Genomic DNA, 1,854 nt, shown 5'->3' on the forward strand with positions numbered 1-1,854 from the left:
GGATCGAACCGCCGACCCCCTCCTTGTAAGGGAGGTGCTCTCCCAGCTGAGCTAATCACCCCACTTCTCAATTTTCTGTTCTACACGGCGGAGACTACAATAAAGTAGTTGGTGGGTGATGACGGGATCGAACCGCCGACCCCCTCCTTGTAAGGGAGGTGCTCTCCCAGCTGAGCTAATCACCCCCGCTGTGTGGAGTCGCATTATAGGGAGAGTTGAAAATGAGTCAACGCCTTTTATAAATAATTTATCTGTTCGTCGTAAAATTAGACAATGCGATCGCAAAACGCGCTATGGTGTATGAATTGTATGCAAAAAATGCAAACCATGCGCTTGCGGTGGGAACAACCGAGTGGGAGTGATAGAATATTGCCCACTTCTATTTCCAGGATTTGCCGGTTGTCGGCATGTTTATAAACGTAAGGCCATTTCATGAAAATCAAAACTCGCTTCGCGCCTAGCCCGACTGGCTATCTGCACGTCGGCGGTGCTCGTACTGCTCTTTATTCCTGGCTTTTCGCACGTCACCATAAAGGTGAGTTTGTGCTGCGTATTGAAGACACCGATCTCGAGCGCTCAACGCCGGAAGCCATTGAAGCCATCATGGATGGTATGAACTGGCTGAATCTGGAGTGGGATGAAGGCCCGTACTATCAGACCAAACGTTTCGACCGCTACAACGCGGTGATTGATGAAATGCTGGAAGCAGGCACGGCATATAAATGCTACTGCTCCAAAGAACGTCTGGAAGCGCTGCGCGAAGAGCAGATGGCAAACGGCGAGAAGCCGCGTTATGACGGCCGTTGCCGACACGGTCATGAACATCATGCTGACAATGAGCCATGCGTGGTGCGTTTTGCTAACCCGCAGGAAGGTTCCGTTATCTTTGACGACCAGATCCGTGGGCCGATCGAATTCAGCAACCAGGAGCTGGACGATCTGATCATCCGTCGTACTGATGGTTCCCCAACCTACAACTTCTGTGTTGTGGTTGACGACTGGGATATGGAAATTACCCACGTTGTCCGTGGTGAAGACCATATCAACAACACCCCGCGTCAGATCAACATCCTGAAAGCGCTGAATGCGCCGGTGCCGGTTTACGCGCACGTATCGATGATCAACGGCGACGACGGTAAAAAACTGTCTAAACGCCATGGCGCGGTCAGCGTCATGCAGTATCGTGATGACGGCTACCTGCCGGAAGCGCTGCTGAACTATCTGGTGCGTCTGGGCTGGTCCCACGGCGATCAGGAGATCTTCACCCGTGAAGAGATGATCGAATTCTTCTCTCTGGGCGCGGTCAGCAAATCCGCCAGTGCGTTCAACACCGACAAACTGCAGTGGCTGAACCACCACTACATCAATACGATGGCGCCGGAATATGTCGCGACGCACCTGCAGTGGCATATTGAGCAGGAAAATATTGATACCCGCGTGGGCCCGCAGCTGAGCGAGCTGGTGAAACTGCTGGGTGAGCGCTGCAAGACCCTGAAAGAGATGGCGCAGAGCTGCCGTTACTTCTATGAAGATTTTGCAGAGTTCGACGCGGACGCCGCGAAGAAACACCTGCGCCCGGTGGCGCGTCAGCCGCTGGAAGTGGTGCGTGATAAAATCTCCGCAATCACTGACTGGACCGCTGAAAACGTCCACCACGCGATTCAGGCAACCGCCGATGAGCTGGAAGTGGGTATGGGTAAAGTCGGTATGCCGCTGCGTGTTGCCGTTACCGGCGCAGGTCAGTCACCAGGCCTGGATGTGACCGTTCATGCGATCGGTAAATCCCGTAGCATCGAGCGCATCAACAAGGCACTGGCGTTTATCGCCGAGCGTGAAAGCCAGCAGTAATCGGCA

At 53.6% G+C, this 1,854-nt stretch carries 1 protein-coding gene and 1 tRNA gene; one reads left to right on the forward strand and one right to left on the reverse strand.

Annotation, left to right across the window (positions count from 1 at the left end):
- Window positions 1-109: 109 nt before the first annotated feature.
- Window positions 110-185: transfer RNA gene (locus GKAS_RS23255), tRNA-Val, on the reverse strand.
- Window positions 186-432: 247 nt separating this feature from the next.
- On the opposite strand from GKAS_RS23255, the gene gltX reads away from it, so the two are divergent.
- The gene (gene gltX, locus GKAS_RS23260) at window positions 433-1,848 is read left to right on the forward strand and encodes a glutamate--tRNA ligase (RefSeq protein ID WP_035897893.1); all 1,416 of its coding nucleotides are present in this window, start codon (window positions 433-435) and stop codon (window positions 1,846-1,848) included.
- The last annotated feature ends 6 nt before the right edge of the window (window positions 1,849-1,854 follow it).

The organism is Kluyvera ascorbata ATCC 33433, from assembly GCF_000735365.1.
Lineage (GTDB): Bacteria > Pseudomonadota > Gammaproteobacteria > Enterobacterales > Enterobacteriaceae > Kluyvera > Kluyvera ascorbata.

Bases quoted from the DNA above. Each gene is read 5' to 3' on its own strand.
- gltX (WP_035897893.1), top strand. From the start codon at position 433: ATGAAAATCAAAACTCGCTTCGCGCCTAGCCCGACTGGCTATCTGCAC.